This window comes from Flavonifractor plautii ATCC 29863 (genome assembly GCF_000239295.1).
GTDB lineage: Bacteria > Bacillota > Clostridia > Oscillospirales > Oscillospiraceae > Flavonifractor > Flavonifractor plautii.
Window position 1 is genome coordinate 1 of record NZ_JH417666.1, and the last position, 16,524, is coordinate 16,524.

Annotated in this window: 17 protein-coding genes; 10 read left to right on the forward strand and 7 right to left on the reverse strand. The window is 61.7% G+C overall.

The window, feature by feature from the left end; all coding sequences use genetic code 11:
• Positions 1–55: 55 nt before the first annotated feature.
• Positions 56–280 (reverse strand): hypothetical protein, encoded by a 225-nt coding sequence (locus HMPREF0372_RS03300; RefSeq protein ID WP_007488969.1) that lies wholly within the window; start codon positions 278–280, stop codon positions 56–58.
• Positions 281–440: 160 nt separating this feature from the next.
• Here HMPREF0372_RS03300 and HMPREF0372_RS03305 point away from each other — a divergent pair, with 160 nt between their 5' ends.
• Complete coding sequence (locus HMPREF0372_RS03305) at positions 441–686, forward strand: helix-turn-helix domain-containing protein (protein ID WP_007488970.1); 246 nt, start codon at positions 441–443, stop codon at positions 684–686.
• Between the two features lie 332 nt (positions 687–1,018).
• Here HMPREF0372_RS03305 and radA read toward each other — a convergent pair whose 3' ends face one another.
• Both radA and HMPREF0372_RS03315 read right to left on the reverse strand, forming a co-directional pair.
• Positions 1,019–2,392 (reverse strand): DNA repair protein RadA, encoded by a 1,374-nt coding sequence (gene radA / locus HMPREF0372_RS03310; RefSeq protein WP_009256858.1) that lies wholly within the window; start codon positions 2,390–2,392, stop codon positions 1,019–1,021.
• A complete protein-coding gene (locus HMPREF0372_RS03315; protein ID WP_007488973.1) occupies positions 2,389–3,141 on the reverse strand; it encodes an N-acetylmuramoyl-L-alanine amidase in 753 nt (250 codons plus the stop codon). The genes radA and HMPREF0372_RS03315 overlap by 4 nt, the downstream gene beginning before the upstream one ends.
• 127 nt (positions 3,142–3,268) lie before the next feature.
• Here HMPREF0372_RS03315 and HMPREF0372_RS03320 point away from each other — a divergent pair, with 127 nt between their 5' ends.
• The 8 genes from HMPREF0372_RS03320 to HMPREF0372_RS03355 all read left to right on the forward strand — a co-directional run bounded on the left by HMPREF0372_RS03320 (position 3,269) and on the right by HMPREF0372_RS03355 (position 11,115).
• Positions 3,269–3,727 carry a NanQ anomerase/TabA/YiaL family protein gene (locus HMPREF0372_RS03320; protein ID WP_024724093.1) on the forward strand — a complete coding sequence of 153 codons (459 nt, stop codon included), beginning with the start codon at positions 3,269–3,271 and terminating at the stop codon, positions 3,725–3,727.
• A 186-nt stretch (positions 3,728–3,913) separates the two neighbouring features.
• On the forward strand, positions 3,914–4,372 hold the full coding sequence (locus tag HMPREF0372_RS18645) for a spore coat protein CotJB (RefSeq protein WP_024724094.1): 459 nt from the start codon (positions 3,914–3,916) through the stop codon (positions 4,370–4,372).
• Positions 4,373–4,969 carry a manganese catalase family protein gene (locus HMPREF0372_RS03330; protein ID WP_007488978.1) on the forward strand — a complete coding sequence of 199 codons (597 nt, stop codon included), beginning with the start codon at positions 4,373–4,375 and terminating at the stop codon, positions 4,967–4,969.
• Positions 4,970–5,132: 163 nt separating this feature from the next.
• On the forward strand, positions 5,133–5,834 hold the full coding sequence (locus tag HMPREF0372_RS03335; RefSeq protein ID WP_035300162.1) for an ABC transporter ATP-binding protein: 702 nt from the start codon (positions 5,133–5,135) through the stop codon (positions 5,832–5,834).
• Position 5,835: 1 nt separating this feature from the next.
• Positions 5,836–8,148 carry an FtsX-like permease family protein gene (locus HMPREF0372_RS03340; RefSeq protein WP_007488980.1) on the forward strand — a complete coding sequence of 771 codons (2,313 nt, stop codon included), beginning with the start codon at positions 5,836–5,838 and terminating at the stop codon, positions 8,146–8,148.
• A gap of 16 nt (positions 8,149–8,164) precedes the next feature.
• Positions 8,165–9,619, forward strand: a complete 1,455-nt coding sequence (locus HMPREF0372_RS03345; protein WP_007488981.1) for an efflux RND transporter periplasmic adaptor subunit — start codon at positions 8,165–8,167, stop codon at positions 9,617–9,619.
• A gap of 17 nt (positions 9,620–9,636) precedes the next feature.
• On the forward strand, positions 9,637–10,782 hold the full coding sequence (gene iadA / locus HMPREF0372_RS03350; RefSeq protein WP_007488982.1) for a beta-aspartyl-peptidase: 1,146 nt from the start codon (positions 9,637–9,639) through the stop codon (positions 10,780–10,782).
• A gap of 21 nt (positions 10,783–10,803) precedes the next feature.
• The gene (locus HMPREF0372_RS03355) at positions 10,804–11,115 is read left to right on the forward strand and encodes a sterol carrier protein domain-containing protein (protein ID WP_007488983.1); all 312 of its coding nucleotides are present in this window, start codon (positions 10,804–10,806) and stop codon (positions 11,113–11,115) included.
• Positions 11,116–11,279: 164 nt separating this feature from the next.
• On the opposite strand, the gene fba is transcribed toward HMPREF0372_RS03355, so the two are convergent.
• Positions 11,280–12,248, reverse strand: coding sequence for a class II fructose-1,6-bisphosphate aldolase (gene fba / locus HMPREF0372_RS03360; protein ID WP_039996601.1), 969 nt, complete (start codon positions 12,246–12,248; stop codon positions 11,280–11,282).
• Positions 12,249–12,385: 137 nt separating this feature from the next.
• On the opposite strand from fba, the gene HMPREF0372_RS03365 reads away from it, so the two are divergent.
• Entirely contained in the window at positions 12,386–13,636 is a 1,251-nt protein-coding gene (locus tag HMPREF0372_RS03365) for a 6-phosphofructokinase (RefSeq protein ID WP_007488987.1), read from the forward strand.
• Positions 13,637–13,690: 54 nt separating this feature from the next.
• On the opposite strand, the gene HMPREF0372_RS03370 is transcribed toward HMPREF0372_RS03365, so the two are convergent.
• From HMPREF0372_RS03370 to purB, 3 genes are read right to left on the reverse strand one after another with little or no spacing between them, the layout of a single operon-like run.
• Positions 13,691–14,038 (reverse strand): TIGR04076 family protein, encoded by a 348-nt coding sequence (locus HMPREF0372_RS03370; protein WP_007488989.1) that lies wholly within the window; start codon positions 14,036–14,038, stop codon positions 13,691–13,693.
• A gap of 13 nt (positions 14,039–14,051) precedes the next feature.
• Positions 14,052–15,035 carry a 6-phosphofructokinase gene (gene pfkA / locus HMPREF0372_RS03375; RefSeq protein ID WP_007488991.1) on the reverse strand — a complete coding sequence of 328 codons (984 nt, stop codon included), beginning with the start codon at positions 15,033–15,035 and terminating at the stop codon, positions 14,052–14,054.
• A gap of 16 nt (positions 15,036–15,051) precedes the next feature.
• Positions 15,052–16,488: an adenylosuccinate lyase gene (gene purB / locus HMPREF0372_RS03380; protein ID WP_007488992.1), complete on the reverse strand. Its 1,437-nt coding sequence runs from the start codon at positions 16,486–16,488 to the stop codon at positions 15,052–15,054.
• Between the last annotated feature and the right edge of the window lie 36 nt (positions 16,489–16,524).

A 16,524-nucleotide genomic window follows, 5' to 3' on the forward strand; every position in this document is an offset into this window, starting at 1 on the left:
GCGGCCCTGCGGGCCGCCTGTTCCGCCCCGCCCCGCCCGGCGGCGGGGGTGGGCCTCACCAGGGCCGCCGCGTCAGCGCTTCCCGGAACGGCACCCCCTCCCGCTTGCACAAGTCGATCAGCTCAGTGTTTATCAAACTCTCGCATCGGTACTTGTATTCCAGCCTGTCCCGCTCTGCCCTGGCCGCCTCCGCCTGGGCCTCCAGCTCCGCCACCCTGGCCCGCAGGGCCAGCACCTCATCGTCCGGGCTCAGCCGGACGTGGATTTCGATGGGCTCCATGCGCTCCCCTCCTGTCTGTCAAATCCCACTTTACACTCCGGGGCCGTAGGGCCGCTTTGTGGCCCGCCCCCGTCTCCCCTGCTCGGAAAGTCAATTCCTATTTGACGCAAGCTTACTACAGATGTGACCTTGTGTCAACACTTCTGTAGTAAACCGTGGTATGATACCCGCAAAGGAGGCGGTTTCCATGGACTACACCCAGCGCCTGCGCGACCTGCGCGCCGACCATGACATGAGCCAGGCGGCCATTGCCGCCGCGATTGGCATCGATCAGAAGCAGTACAGCCGCTACGAAACCGGCATAAACGAGCTACCGCTTCGCTACCTGGTGAAGCTGTGCCAGGTCTACCAAGTCAGTGCGGACTATCTTCTGGGCCTGCCCCGGGGGCTGAGTTGGCCCCGCTGACGCGGGGGATGTTGTTCAGGGGCGGCCCCCTTCTGAGGGGGCGCGCGGGGTGGTTGTTCATGCCCTGCGGGCATACAAAAAAGGGGCGGAATACTCCGCCCCTTTTTTGGGTACAATATCTGAACTGAAAGGTTTTTATTTTGTTGAGTTGGAGATATACCCCCTCTCGATTGGAGTGATACCGGTGAGCCTGATAGCCTGCACCAGTGCGTGTGTCTATCAACAGGACGGATACTGCAGATTGGAGCGCGCATCCTCCTGCGGCGTGCCCTGTGCGGAATCTCCTTGCGTCAATTTTGTGCCACGGCGGAACTGCGGTACAACCGCGCCGCCTACAAAAGCGCGGCCAGCGCCTCGCGGATGTTGCGAACCGGAATGAGCTGCAGGCCATCCGGGGTGTCCAGCTTTCCGCCGGTACGGGCTGGGATCAGGCACTTTGTGAACCCCAGACGGCGCACCTCGCTCAGCCGCTGGCCCAACGCATTGACTGAGCGCAGCTCTCCGGTCAGGCCAACCTCGCCGATGGCGGCCAGATCTCCAGACACGGGCTTGTCTCGGAAGCTGGAAGCCAGTGCGACGATCATGGCTAGGTCGGCGGCGGGCTCGTCCAAAAACAAGCCGCCGATGACGTTAATATAGGCGTCACAGGAACTGACCATCAGTCCACCCCGCTTTTCCAGAACAGCCAGCAACAGATTCGCCCGGTTGAAGTCGAAGCCGTTGGCGGTCCTGCGCGGTACATTGAAGCTGGTGGGCGCCAGCAGGGCCTGTACCTCGGCCAAAACAGGCCGCACTCCCTCCATGACGCAGGTGACGCAGGTGCCAGGGGTGTCCTGAGGCCGTCCCGAGAGCAGCATCTCTGATGGATTGGGCACTTCGCTCAGGCCGGAGTCCTCCATCTCAAAGACGCCGATCTCATTGGTGGCGCCGAAACGGTTCTTTGCCGCGCGCAGAATGCGGTAGGAGTTCTGCTGCTCACCTTCGAAATAGAGCACGCAGTCCACCATGTGCTCCAGCACCTTGGGGCCTGCGATAGACCCCTCCTTATTGACGTGTCCGATGACAAAGACGGTGATCCCCTGCCCCTTCGCCAACTGCATCAGCGCCATAGTACAGTCCTTTACCTGTCCCACGCTGCCGGGAGCGGTGGTCAGATCCCCGTTGTAGAGGGTCTGGATGGAGTCCACAATTAGCACGTCTGGCTTCAGCTCGTTGACCGACTCCAGCACATCCTCCAGGTTGGTCTCAGCCAGAAGGTACATTCCCTCTCCACGGACATGGAGCCGCTCCGCCCGCAGCTTGATCTGCCGCTCCGACTCCTCCCCGGAGACATAGAGCACAGAGGCAAAACGGCACAGGTTGTCGCAGATCTGGAGCATCAGGGTGGACTTGCCGATGCCGGGGGCACCCCCCACCAGCACCAGAGAGCCCTTCACCGCTCCCCCGCCCAGCACCCGGTCCAGCTCATTCATCCCGGTTTCAAAGCGGAGCTCGTGGGTGGTTTCCACCTCGCGCATGGGCCTGGGCCGGTTGCCGGTTCCCCGCAGGCCGCCCCCAGCGACAGAGGCGGCGGCCGCACTCCTTTTTTTCGGCTCTGCCGGCCGCTCCACAAGGGTATTCCATGCCCGGCAGGCGGGACATTGGCCGGACCACTTTGGGGTTTCATTTCCGCACTCGGTACAATAAAACAGTGTTTTTGCTTTCATTCTGAGGCGACGCCTCCCTTTTGTAGTGAAAAGCCTTCCCCTCTCCCCTCCTCGTCCAGCCATTGCAGCCAGGAGGCGGCCAAGGCGGAGGCCAGCTTGGTCTGATAGGCGCCGGATTGCAGCAGCAGATCTTCCTCTGCATTGGACAGGAAGCCGCATTCCACCAGGATCGCCGGACAGGTGATGTGGTTCATCAGATAGACGCTGTCCGGGATGGGCTTTGCCTCACGGGTGTTGCCCGGGTCCAGTGCGGCCCGCAGTGTCTCCTGTGTGAGTTGTGCCAGAGGTTGACTGAGCTCTCCGTTGGAATAGAACACCTGAGCGCCGTGGTACTTCCCGTCCGGAAAGGTATTCTGGTGTACGCTGAGCAGGACAGCATGCTCCGTCTCCTCGATCCGGGCCACACGGTTGTGGAGGTCGGAGACTTTTTTCTCCCGGAGGGTTTGCGCGCTGTCATCATGGAGGGAGATATCCTCACTGCGCAGCAGAAGCGGCGCCTCGCCGTACAATCCCAGAAGCTGATCCAGCTTCTGCACAATGGCCAGATTGATTCCGCTCTCCGGCACACCGGAGAGCGAGACCGCGCCTCCATCCTCCCCGCCGTGACCTGCATCCAGAACCAGGGTCTGCCCGCCGCTGCGGACGGGAGAAAAGGCCGCCAAAGCAGCCCGGCCCGGCCAGAACCAGAAAAAATAGACCGTACCGACGGCCAACGCGGCCAGCAGGACCCAGCTTCCGATTTTCTGCATATCAAACGCCCCCTCTCACACACGGTATGAGAGGGTATTTTTTATTATAACACACCTCATAAATTTTTGTTGCCTTTTGCGTGCAGACGCGATAGGATAAAGGCAGGAAACAATGGAGGTGCTTTCTATGGTCGTTGACAAAATCGAGCATGCGTCCCTCTACTATGGTCTGGGGGAACGGTTCCGGACGGCATTGGAGTGGCTGGCGTCGGCGGACGCTGGCGCATTGACGCCCGGCCAGCGGGTGGACATCGACGGGGACAATGTGTTTGCAACGCTCTTTGAGGTGGACACGCTGCCGCCTGAGGCGTGCAAGCTGGAGTGCCACCAGAACTATGCGGACATTCAATACCTGCTCTCCGGCATGGAGGGGGCGGGCTACGCCCTGCCCGACGCAGAGCTCCACGCACTGAGCGAGTACGATCCGAAGGGCGACATCCAGTTTTATACGGCCGAGTGGGACACGCTCACCATCCGGCCGGGTACCTTCTACATCGTCTGGCCCCAGGATCTCCACGCCCCCCGTGTGGCGCTGGGACAGCCTGGGCCGGTGCGGCGTCTGGTGGCAAAGGTAAAATTAAAATAAGATACAGCGCAAGGCGGAAAAACCGGCTGTCGGCCGCCGCCTGATTTCAAAACCCGCTCCATCGCCCGCGTTCGGGCCGATGTGGGCGGGTTCCCTTTTTCTCTCCCTGCATAGAATGTGACGAAGGGGGCTGGTGGGAGCCGCCTCCCCCCTTCCCTCTTCAATCTATATAAGGAGGAACTGCGTTTGTATCCCGACAACAATATGCCGAATACCTGCGGAGACGCCTGCGGTACCATGCCTGAGTGCGCCCCGCTGGCGGTCCCGTATGTCCCCTTCCAGCAGACCAATCCCAAGCGCTACTCCCAGCAGGATGCGCTGAATAACGGTACGCTTTTCCCCGGCCTGAACCTCCCCTTCCGCGTCAAGCCGGACGCGGCAAAGGTGATGGGCGGCGCGCTGGCGGAGCTCCAGGCCCTGGAGTTTGTTCTGGTGGAGCTGGGTCTCTACCTGGACACCCACCAGGGCGACGCGGAGGCCTTTGAGCTCTATAAGCAGTATGCCGCAATGGAAAAAGAGGCCCGGGAGAAATACGAGGCCATGAACGGGCCGGTCACTCAAATGGCCACTGCCAACGCGAAGACATGGGCCGCCTGGCTGAGTGAGCCCTGGCCCTGGAACTATCAGGAAGGAGGCATGAAGTAAATGTTTATTTACGAGAAGAAGCTGCAGTATCCGGTCAAGATCGCCAACTGCAACCCCAAGCTGGCCTCCTTCATCATCAGTCAGTACGGCGGGCCGGACGGCGAGTTGGGCGCCTCCCTGCGTTATTTGAGCCAGCGCTATTCCATGCCCTACCCCGAGCTCAAGGGCCTGCTGACCGATATCGGCACCGAGGAGCTGGGGCATCTGGAGATGATCGGCGCCATCGTCCATCAACTGACCCGCAATCTGAACGATGAGCAGGTGCGGGAGGGCGGCTTTGCGCCCTATTTCGTCGACCACACCACCGGCGTCTACCCCACCGCCGCCTCCGGCTTCCCCTGGAACGCCGCCTCCATGGCGGTCAAGGGCGATGTGATCTGCGACCTGTCCGAGGACATGGCCGCCGAGCAGAAGGCCCGGGTTACCTATGACAACATCCTGCGCATGTCCGACGATCCAGATGTCAACAACGTCATCCGGTTCCTGCGTGAGCGGGAGGTGGTTCATTTCCAGCGCTTCGGCGAGGCGGTGCGTCTGGCCAAGGAGAAGATGGACCAGAAAAACATCTACTTTACCAACCCGGCGTTTGACAAATAAAACCATTAGAGCCCCCGCACAGCTTTCGTGCGGGGGCTTTTCCTGTCGCCACTGGGCTTGCGTTTTTTGCCGCTTGGCGCTATGATCTAATATAGAAGAAAAAAATAAAGAGAAGCGGAAGAATTTCGTCAAATTCACTATAGCGAAAATGGAGTGGGCGCGTATGGCAGGGGTCCAATTGGAACATGTGGTGCGGGAGTACACCATGGGAAGGACAACCATTCGGGCGGTAGACGACATTAGCTTTACCATACCGGAGGGGAAATACACCATCATTTTGGGGGCCAGCGGCGCGGGCAAATCTACGGTACTCAACATCTTGGGCGGCATGGACTCCCCTACCTCCGGCCGGGTGACAGTCAATGGCAGGGAGATCTCCGGCTTCAACAAGCGTCAGCTTACGGAGTACCGCCGGGAGAGCATCGGCTTTGTCTTTCAGTTCTACAACCTGATGCCCAATCTGACGGTGCTGGAGAACGTGGAGCTGGCCAGCCAGATCTGTAAGAATCCTCTGGACGCCCGGCAGGTGCTGGCCATGGTGGGGCTGGGAGACCGGCTAAACAACTTCCCAGCCCAGTGCTCCGGCGGAGAGCAGCAGCGCGGCGCCATCGCCCGTGCGCTGGCCAAGAATCCCGATGTCCTGCTCTGCGACGAACCCACTGGGGCGCTGGACTACCAAACCGGAAAGGCTATTCTGGCCCTGCTGTACGACCTGTGCAAAAAGAGCCGGAAGACGGTGGTGGTGGTCACCCACAACGGGGCGCTGGCGCCGACGGCGGACGTGCTCATTCGGATGAAAAGCGGAAAAATCGAATCCTTTGAGGAGAATCCGAGCCCGGTGCCTGTGCAGGAGCTGGAGTGGTAGGATGATCTGGAAAAACTTTGTGCGGGATCTGCGCCGCACGGCCTCCCGCCTGATCTCGGTCAGCATCATCACCATGATCGCGGTGATGGTCTATACCGCCCTGAGCGGCATCCTCACCAATATAGAGCGCATCTCCGCCTCCTATCTGGAGGGGCAGAATGTGGCGGACTACTGGCTCACGGGCGTCAATCTGGACCAGGGGGACTGCCGGACGCTGGAGGGTATCGCCGGGGTGACCGGGGTGCAGCCCCGGGTAGTTCTGGACGCGGAGGAGCGCCACGACAGCAGTGTGACCCTCCAGCTCTATGCCGTCCCCGGGGACTACGCCATCAACACGCCCTATGTGGTGGAGGGCCGCCTGCCGGAGAGCAGCCGGGAGATCGTGCTCAGCGATACGCTGGCAAGGGCCCGGGGGCTCCATCCCGGGGACTGGTACGAGCTGACACTGACGGGAACCGGCCGGTACCTGCGGGTACGGATCAGCGGACTGGTCAAAGACCCGGAGTGCCTTTACTATGTGAATACCACAACGCCGGCCCCGGATTTGACCCACTATGCCTTTGCCTATGGAAATGAGACGCTTTTGCAGGAGCTGATGGGGGCAAACCGCTACAATCAGATCTGCATCACCACCGACGGGAGCCTCTCTGCGGCGCGGCTCCGGCTGGCGGTGGACGCGGCCCTGGGGGACCGGGTCGTGAACATCCTGTCACTGGAGGACAATACCCAGGCCTACTATCTGCTGGAGATGCGGGACAACCTGGCGCCCATACTCAACATTTTCCCGGTGCTCTTTTTCCTGTGCGCGGTGCTGATGATGGTGAGCACCATGAACCGGCTGATCGAGAACGCCCGCTCGGATATCGGAACCTTCAAGGCGCTGGGGTACTCTGACGCCAAAATCATGTGCTATTATCTGCTCCACGCCCTCCTGGTGGTCTTGGTAGGGTTCCCGGTGGGCGCATGGCTGGGGCGGTATGTATCCGCCCTGATCGTTTCCACCATCGCCATCGGGTGTGATCTGCCGCCCTATACGGTGGTACACGACTTTGCCGCCTGGGGGCGGGCTCTGGGGCTGACCGCCCTGTGCTGCATCGGGAGCGCCTGGCTGGTGGCCCGCTCGCTGCTGAAGGAGACCCCGGCCCAGTGTATGCGGCCCAAGCCGCCCAGGAGCACGAAGCCCGTGGCGCTGGAGCGGCTCGGCCCGGTCTGGCATCGGCTGGGCTTTAATCAGAAGTACATCATCCGCAATACCCTCCGCAACAAAGTGCGTATGGCCACCTGTATCTTCGGTATTGCCTTCTGTATGGCACTGGTCTTTCTGGCCTTTGCTCTGCGGGACTCCATTCAGGCCTACTCGGACGCGCTGGCCGAGCGGCAGAACCGCTACGACCTCATGGTGGATCTGAGCACGTCGGTGACTGAGGGGCAGTACCGGCGGCTCACCAATGACGTGGGTGTAACGGAGGCGGAGCTGGAGATGAGCACCGCCTGCTGGCTCTACACGGACTCGCAGCGGGCCACGGCGGCGCTCACAGTGACGGAGGATCAGGTCTCGCTGAAGCGGTATGACCCCTATGCCGAGGGCGCGCTCACCCTTCCGAAAAACGGGCTGGTACTGGAGGAGTCCCTGGCGAATGAGCTGGGACTGCGGGCCGGCGACCGGGTGACGCTCCGGTTTACCGGGGACAGCCGGTATTACTCCGTGTTCGTGGCGGAGGTCAACCGCTGTGTCAGCGGGGCCTGCCTGAGCCGCAGCCTGTGGCGGAGCCTGGGCCTGGCTTACACGCCCACGGCCGCCTACCTCACCAGCGATGGGCCGGAGGCGCTGGCCGCGCGGTTGGGGGACTATGACTTCGTGGACGCATGGCAGACCCGTCAGGCCGCCACAGCCGCCGCGGTGGAGCGGCTGAGCAGCATGTCCATGGTAGTCTATATCCTGATCCTGTTCGGCGGCGGGCTGGCCTGCATCGTCATTTACAATCTCGGTATCATGAGCTTCTTTGAGCAGCTCCGCAGTCTGGCGACTTTGATGGTGCTGGGCTTTTATGAGAAGGAGATCAAGACCCTTCAGTTAAGCGAAAACATCATTTTCGCCGTGTGTGGGATTCTCCTGGGCATCCCGTTGGGGGTTTCCCTGAACCGCATGATCCTGGTCTCCATCACCACCATGCCTCTGATGGAGGCTACCAGGCCGGCCTCTCTGGCCCTGTCCTGTGCGGTGACGCTCCTGTTCGCATTGGCAATCAACGTGGTGATCGGGCGTAAAATGCGGGAGATCGACATGCTGGGCGCGCTCAAGAGCGTGGAATAACAAAGAGGTGGATGGAATGAAACGATTGAAACAGGGTGCGGCTGCGCTGACCGGTGTGCTACTTCTGCTGAGCGGCTGCTCCGGCGGCGTGGATGAATACCAATGTGTGCATCCGGAGACCGGGACTCTGGTGCAGCAGCTTGTGGAGGGCACAGGGACGGTGAGCTATCGGGAGGAGTATTCCGTCATCCCTACCGTCAGCGCCAAGATCCTCTCCTGTTCCATCGAGGAGGGGGACACGGTTACGGCCGGACAGGTGCTCTATGTGCTGGACTCCGGCGCTCTGGAGGATCAGATCACCCAGGCCCGCCTGTCCCTGAACAGCGCGCAGGCATCCTATGCCCAGGCGGTGGACGCCTGTACGGATCTGACCGTTCCCGCCCATGCCTCGGGGACGGTGACGGAGGTCTATGTCCACGTGGGAGACTATGTGAATACGGGAACCGCCATCGCATCACTGGTGGACAGCGCCAACCTCACCCTGACGGTGCCCTTTGCGGCGGAGGACGCGGCGGCTATGGCCCCGGGCAATACCGCGGCGATCACCTTTCCGGGACAGGCAGGTACCGTCACTGGGACGGTAGAACGGGTGTACGACACGTCCACGGCACTCTCCGGCGGCCGGGAGGGCGTCTATGTGGAGCTCACCTTCCGCAATCCGGGCGCGGTGCTGAGCGGGACGGCGGCTCTGGCCTCGGTGGGCGGTGCCGCCTGTATGGAGGCCGGAACAGTGGCCAACGCCACGGAGCAGTCCATCTACGCCACCCAGTCCGGCCAGGTGGCCTCCCTGCCCATCCAGGCGGGAACCGCCGTCACTGCCGGTCAGACGGTGATGACCTTGCAGAACGCCAGCCTGACCAACGCCGTAACCAACGCCTCTCTCTCGGTAGAATCGGCGCAGGTCAACCTGGCCCAACTGGAGGCCAAGCGGGCGGACTACACCGTGACGGCGCCCGTGGACGGCACGGTGCTGGAGCGCCCGTTCAAGACCAGCGACTACGCGGCGGCGGCCACCTCCCTGGCCACCCTAGCCCAGCCGGATTCCCTGTGTGTCTCTGTGGAGATTGATGAGCTGTATATCAATCAGGTGGGGGTTGGCCAACAGGCGCGGATCACCTTTGCGGACGGCCAGACCCATGAGGCGCGGGATTACGACGGGATTGTAAGCCGTATGGATGACACCGGCGTGTCCTCCGGCGGGGTGACGGACTACAGCGTAGAGATCAGCCTGACCCGTACCGAAGAGCTGAAGGCCGGGATGAACGTCACGGTGGAGATCCTGGTGGCCCAGAGCGAGGACTGCATGAGTGTTCCCTCTGAGGCGGTGACAGGCGGTGTGGTCCGCGTGCTACGGGACGGCGCGCGGGAGCCGGTGGAGGTGCCGGTGGAGACCGGACTGTCCGGGGATGGCGTGACCGAGATCCGCTCCGGCCTGTCGCCGGAGGATTGGGTCGTCGTGGATGCTTATTAAGATGGGGTGTCGATAGGATGGGAAACGAAATCAAGACGGTATTGCTGAAATCAGTACAACTGTACGATCCAGATCCCAAAGGGATCTGCGACCTCTTTCTGTGCGGCGGGCGGGTCGCTGCCGTCGGCCGGGGGCTAGCCCCCAACCTGCCCGGCGTGGCCGTGCTGGACGGAAGCGGCCTGACGGCCTTTCCGGGCCTAGTGGATCAGCACGTCCACTTTACCGGCGGCGGCGGAGAGTGCGGCTTCCGCAGCCGTGTGCCGGAGCTGTCCCTCACGGATTTTACTACCGCGGGTGTCACCACGGCGGTGGGACTGCTGGGTACCGACAGCGCCACCCGCAGCCCCAAGGCCCTGCTGGCCAAGACCAAGGCGCTGAATGAGGAGGGGCTCACGGCCTATTGCCTGACAGGGGCGTATGACATCCCCTCCCCTACTGTCACCGGCTCCCTGAAGGATGATGTGACCTACCTCTCAGAGGTTCTGGGCGTCAAGGTGGCACTGTCGGACCACCGGGGCGGCCACCCCACACTTGAGCAGTTCATCCATATGGCCTGTCAGGTGCGGCTAGGGGCCCTGACCGCCGGAAAGCCCGGTGTGGTACACATCCATATGGGCAGCGGAAAACGGGGACTCGGCCTGGTCTATGACTTGCTGGAGGCCACGGATCTGCCCATCTGGCACTTCCGTCCCACCCACATGAGCCGTTGGCAGAGCGAGGCTGCGGCGTTTGCCAGGAAGGGCGGGATGGTGGACTTTACTGCCAATGCCGACCCGGAAAAGTGCGCCCTGCCTGTGCTGCGCACCATGGAGGAGGTGCCGCTGGAACGTATTACCATCAGCTCCGACGCCGGAGGGAGCATGCCGCGATGGTCGGAGGATCACTGTACCATGCTAGGCATGGGGGTGGGCAAGATGGACAACCTCCTCCCCACCATCCGCTGTCTGGTGCGGGAGCACCGAGTCCCGCCCGAGCGGGCCATCCGTCTTTTGACGCAGAATGTGGCCGATGGGCTCTGCCTCTCACGCAAGGGCCGCCTGACAGTGGGAGCGGATGCGGATGTGCTGCTGGTGGACCGGGACTGGAACATCCACACGGTACTGGCCGGCGGAGAGATCATGGTGTCGGACGGGCAGGTGGTTAAACAACCCTATATTTCTTAAGAAAGCAAGTGGACGGCATTTGTGGCGGACTACCCCTTTAAGGCGGACTCCATGGAGCGTGAGTGGCGCTTTACCCTGACCGATCCGATTCTGGAGTGTAACCAGGGCGCGTTTCGGCTGTGCATCTCCCAAAACGGACAGGGGCGGGCGGAGCGGATTTCGGAACCGTGTGCCGACCAGATCAGTATTCAGACGATGACCACCATGCTGATGGGATATAAGCGCCCGGACTACCTGGCCAAGATAGGGCGCCTGAACGCTGACGAAGCCACCATCGATATGCTGGAGGATACCATTGAGCAGCAAGCACCCTATATCTCCGACTATTTTTAAGAGGACGCGTCGCTTGGTGCCCTCTGCCTTAAAAAAGCATTTGCGTGCGCAATTGACCGCGCACACAAATGCTTTTTTAGCCTGTCCTACGGCGGAACCGGGCGATTAAACCAGAAGAAAAGAGCGGGGAGAGAATTTCTCCTCTCCCCGCTTCCGGGCAGATGTTACGCCTTGCCGTCGCAGCCCAGCACATGGATGAGCTTGTGCTTGACCATCTCCTTGATGTTGGCCCGGGCGGGCTTCAGATACTCGCGGGGGTCGAACTTGTCGGGGTGCTCGGCAAAGAACTGGCGGATGGTGCCGGTCATGGCCAGGCGCAGATCAGAGTCGATGTTGATCTTGCACACGGCCAGACGGGCAGCCTGGCGGAGCTGCTCCTCAGGAATACCCACGGCATCGGGCATCTTGCCGCCGTTTTCATTGATCATCTTTACGTACTCCTGGGGGACAGAGGAGGAGCCATGGAGCACGATGGGGAATCCAGGCAGGCGCTTGGAGACCTCGTCCAGAATGTCGAAGCGCAGAGGCGGGGGTACCAATTCGCCCTTCTCGTTGCGGGTGCACTGGTCGGCGGTGAACTTGTAGGCGCCATGGCTGGTGCCGATAGCAATGGCCAGGGAGTCGCAGCCGGTCTTGGAGACGAACTCCTCCACCTCTTCGGGATGGGTGTAGTGGGACTCCTCGGCGGAGACCTGCACGTCGTCCTCAATGCCGGCCAGCGCGCCCAGCTCGGCCTCCACCACCACGCCGTGGTCGTGGGCGTACTCGACCACCTTGCGGGTGATCTCGATGTTCTCGGCAAAAGGCTTGGAGGAGGCGTCGATCATCACGGAGGTGAAGCCGCCGTCAATGCAGGACTTGCAGGTTTCAAAATCCGGGCCGTGATCCAGGTGCAGGGCAATGGGGATCTCGGGGCACTCAATGACCGCCGCCTCCACCAGCTTGACTAAATAGGTGTGGTTGGCATAGGCGCGGGCGCCCTTCGACACCTGGAGAATCATGGGGGCGCAAACCTCTCTGGCCGCCTCCGTGATGCCCTGAACAATCTCCATATTGTTTACATTGAACGCACCGATGGCGTAACCGCCGTCATAGGCCTTTCGGAACATTTCCTTCGTGGTAACCAGTGGCATAGAGGGCTCATCTCCTTCGTTTATTTGCCACATGATTCTATCAGTTTTCATTGCCAATTGCAAGAGGACGTGCTATGATATTTACGCAAAAACCGCTAGGTTCACCAAACTAAACTACGGTCAGGGAGGTACGATTCATGAGTGAATTGAGAGGAGCCTGCATCATCGGGCAGTCGGGAGGCCCCACTGCGGTCATCAATGCCAGCGCGCTCGGGGTGATCCGCACGGCCCTGGACACGGACTGCATCACACGGGTGCTGGGGGCGGCCAACGGAATCCAGGGCGTCCTGGAGGACCGGCTGTACGATATGGGGCAGGAGGATGCCGGGGAGCTGGAGCTGCTGCGGTACACCCCGTCCTCCGCGCTGGGCTCCTGCCGCTACAAGCTGGCTGAGCCCAGCCAGGATGACACCGACTACCGCCGTATTCTCGAGATTTTCCGCAAGTATGATGTGCGCTATTTCTTTTACAACGGCGGCAACGACTCCATGGACACATGCAACAAAATCTCCAAGTACATGCAGTCCGTGGGCTATGCGTGCCGCGTCATCGGCGTGCCCAAGACCATTGACAATGACCTCAACGGCACCGACCACTGCCCGGGCTTCGGCTCCGCAGCCCGGTACATCGCTACCACCTGCATGGAGGTCCAACGGGATACCCATGTGTACGACAACGGAACCATTACCGTTCTGGAGATCATGGGACGCCACGCCGGCTGGCTGGCCGGCTCGGCTGCTCTGGCTGCCTGGGCGGGCTACGGCCCGGATCTCATCTACCTTCCCGAGGTGGATTTTGACATGGAACGCTTTCTGGCGGATGTCCACCAGGTCTATCAGGCGAAGAACAAGTGCCTGATCGCGGTCTCTGAGGGAATCCACCGGGCGGACGGCGCCTTCATCGCCGAAGGAGTTTCCGCCGCCGCCAACGACGGCTTCGGCCACACCCAGCTTGGGGGGCTGGCGGCGCTGCTGGCCGACCTTCTCCGGCAGCGGGAGCCCTCCGCCAAGGTGCGGGGCATCGAGTTGTCCCTACCCCAGCGCTGCGGCGCCCACAGCGCGTCCCAGACCGACATCGACGAGGCGTTTCTGGCGGGCAAGGCGGCCGTGGAGGCTGCGGTCGCCGGGTATTCCGACAAGATGGTGGCCTTCCGGTGCACCCGGGAGGGAGGCTACCGCTGCGAGACTGTGCTGGAACCCCTGGATATTGTGGCCAACGCGGAAAAGACGGTTCCCCGCGCCTGGATCAACGCCGATGGGAACGGCCTGGAGCAGCCCTTCATCGACTACGTGCTCCCCCTGATTCAGGGCGTCCCTCGGGCCCCGCAGGAACACTCCCTCCCCCGCTATGCACGGCTGAAAAAGGTGCTGGTCTCTCAGGAGGCGTAAAACTTGCTGAAAAAGCGGCCCTGTGCATTTGCACAGGGCCGCTTTTTATCTGGCTCAGTCCAGGAAATTTCCTTTGAAAAAGTTCTCGTTTCCCAGTTTTTTTGCCGTCAGGCGAAAGAGAACGCAGCCGTCGGGGCACACAATATCCTTGCAGTAGGGGCCGCTTCCGCCTACGTTTTCCAGATCGCCGCCGCTTCGGACGGCCTCCATGAGGGGGAAAAGCAGTAGCATGGCCTTGGAGCAGATCCCCTGCCCGTCCTGATTGACCGGGCAGCCATAGGTACAGGTATACCGGTCTCCGACCTCCTCTCCGTTGCGGCAATACCGCTCAGTATGGTCGCCCCGGAGGAAGCCGGTTACCTCGACCTGAAACTCGTACTCCTCATCGTACCACTTTTTCATGCCCGCTCTCCGCTCAATGCACGCCGGTGAGGGCGCGCATGACCTCATAGGTGTGCTGATCCAGACTCTTGGTCATCTGGAGGGCCTCGGTGATGTCATAGTCCACATAGTTCTCCCCCTGAAGGGCCACCACCCGGCAGGTCTTGCCCTCGGCCAGCAGGCGCACCGCCTCATAACCCATGTAGGTAGCGGTGATCCGGTCGCGGGAGGAGGGGGAGCCGCCCCGCTGGATGTGTCCCAGCACAGTGACCCGGGTATCCAGGGCGGTAGCCTCCTCGATGACCTTGCCGATGGAGTAGGCGCCGCCCTCTACGCCCTCGGCCACGATGATCATGAAGTGGGTACGGCCGGCCAGACGGGCCCGGCGGATGGGCTCCAGCAGGTCGGCTTCATAGTCCACAGGGTGCTCCGGGACGATCACGGCAGTAGCGCCGCAGGCCACGCCCACGGTAAGGGCCAGATGGCCCGCCCGGTGGCCCATGACCTCCACCACGGAACAGCGCTCGTGAGACTGCATGGTGTCCCGCAGCTTGTCGATGGACTCCAGCGCGGTGTTGCAGGCGGTGTCATAGCCGATGGTATAGCTGGAACAGGCAATGTCGTTGTCAATGGTGCCGGGAATGCCCACAACGGAAAGTCCTCTCTTGGCCAGGCAGAGCAAGCCGCTGAAGGTACCATCGCCGCCGATGCCCACTAGGGCGTCCAGCCCCAGCATCTTGCAGGTAGCCACCGCCCTCTCCTGGCCAGCAGGGGTTTTGAACTCCTCACTGCGGGCGGAGTAGAGCATGGTGCCGCCCCGACGGGACAAGTCGCTTACGCTCTCAAAGGTCAGCTTGGTGAAATCGCCGTTGATCAGACCGTGGTAGCCCCGGCGGATGCCCACACATTCAATCCCCATGTGCAGAGAGGTACGCACCACTGCCCGGATGGCGGCATTCATACCAGGGGCATCGCCCCCGCTGGTAAACACGCCGATGCGGCGTACTGCTTTTTCCATATTCAATATCCTCCTCTTAAACCTTCAGTTCCGTCTCTTTGCCCTGTAGGGCGGCAGCATAGCGCTCCAACACGGGCTGGACATCGTGAGCAAGGAAATCCTCCACCTGCTGCGGGCAGCGCCCAATATAGCGGGCCGGCTCCAAATGGGCGGTCAGCTCCTCCCGGCTCAGCATGGAGAAGGCCGGGTCGGCGGCGATGAGCTCAATCAGGTTGTTGCTAAGGCCACAGTCCTTTACGTTGGCTCCTGCCTCCTGGGAGAGCACGCGGATACGCTCGTGGAGCTCTTGCCGGTTGCCGCCCCGCTTCACAGCGTCCATCAGGATGTTCTCACTGGCCATGAAGGGCAACTCCTCCCGCACGTGGCGCTCGATCACTTTCTCATGGACCACCAGTCCTCCGGCCACGTTGGCATAGATGCTCAGAATGGCATCCACCGCCAGGAAAGCCTCGGGCACGGACAGACGCTTGTTGGCCGAGTCGTCCAGAGTACGCTCGAACCACTGGGCGGAGGCGGTGACCGCAGGGTTGACCGCGTCGGCCATCACATAGCGGGCCAGGGCGCAGATGCGCTCGCAGCGCATGGGATTGCGCTTGTAGGGCATGGCGGAGGAACCGATCTGGTTTTTCTCAAAGGGCTCCTCCACCTCCTTCAGGTGGCAGAGCAGGCGCAGATCGGTGGCGAACTTGCTGGCAGACTGGGCAATGCCGGAGAGGGTGGACAACACCGCATAGTCCATCTTGCGGGAATAGGTCTGACCCGAAACGGGCACCACGGCGTCGAAGCCCATCTCGGCGGCGATCTTCCGCTCCAGCGCCCGGCATTTCTCATGGTCTCCCTCGAACAGCTCCAGGAAGGATGCCTGAGTGCCGGTGGTGCCCTTGCTGCCCAGCAGCTTCAGAGAGGCGATGCGGTGCTCCACCTCCTCCAGATCCATCAGCAGCTCGTTCATCCAGAGGGTGGCCCGCTTCCCCACCGTCACCAGTTGAGCGGGCTGGAAGTGGGTGAAGCCCAGGGTAGGCAGGGCCTTGTACTGCTCCGCGAACTCCGCCAGGCGGGCCAGCACCTGTACCAGCTTGTCGCGCACCAGCAGAAGGGCCTCCCGCATGAGGATCACGTCGGTGTTGTCCCCCACATAGCAGCTCGTGGCTCCCAGGTGGATGATGGGCATAGCTTTGGGGCACGCCTCGCCATAGGTGTGGACGTGTGCCATCACGTCGTGGCGGAGCTTCTTTTCATACGCCGCGGCTTTGTCGTAGTCAATGTCGGTGAGGTGGGCCTCCAGCTCGTCCACCTGCTCCTGGGTCACCGGCAGTCCCAGCTCCATCTCGGCCCGGGCCAGGGCGACCCACAGGCGGCGCCAGGTGGAAAATTTCTTGTCGGGCGAAAAGATATACTGCATCTCGTCGCTGGCGTAGCGGGAGGACAGCGGGCTCTCATAACGGTCGTGCATGCAAAGACCTCTTTCTCCTCAGATTTCACTGGCTAG